1 protein-coding gene is annotated in these 376 nt (G+C 69.1%); it reads left to right on the top strand.

The annotated features are described in order from the left end of the window. Positions 1–376, top strand: a 376-nt coding sequence (locus ACW69E_RS27800) for an FAD-binding protein (protein WP_457501043.1), incomplete at both ends; no start/stop codon positions are given.

Below are 376 nucleotides of genomic sequence, written 5' to 3'. Positions count from 1 at the left end.
ACGACTACGACGTGATCGTGGTCGGCTCCGGTTTCGGCGGTTCGGTGTCCGCGCTGCGGCTGACGGAGAAGGGCTACCGGGTCGGGGTGCTGGAGGCGGGGCGGCGCTTCACCCGCCAGACGCTGCCGAGGAACTCCTGGGACCTGCGGAACTACCTGTGGGCCCCGGCGCTGGGCCTGTACGGCATCCAGCGCATCCATCTGATGGACAAGGTGATGATCCTGGCCGGGGCCGGGGTGGGCGGGGGTTCGCTGAACTACGCCAACACCCTCTACGTGCCGCCGCCGGCGTTCTTCGCCGACCGCCAGTGGGGGCACATCACCGACTGGCAGGAGGAGCTGAAGCCGTACTACGACCAGGCCAGGCGGATGCTGGG

The sequence above is a fragment of the Streptomyces sp. SS8 genome (assembly GCF_054072955.1).
The sequence above is the reverse complement of the archived record's forward strand: the minus strand, read 5'-3'. Positions and strand labels throughout refer to the sequence as shown.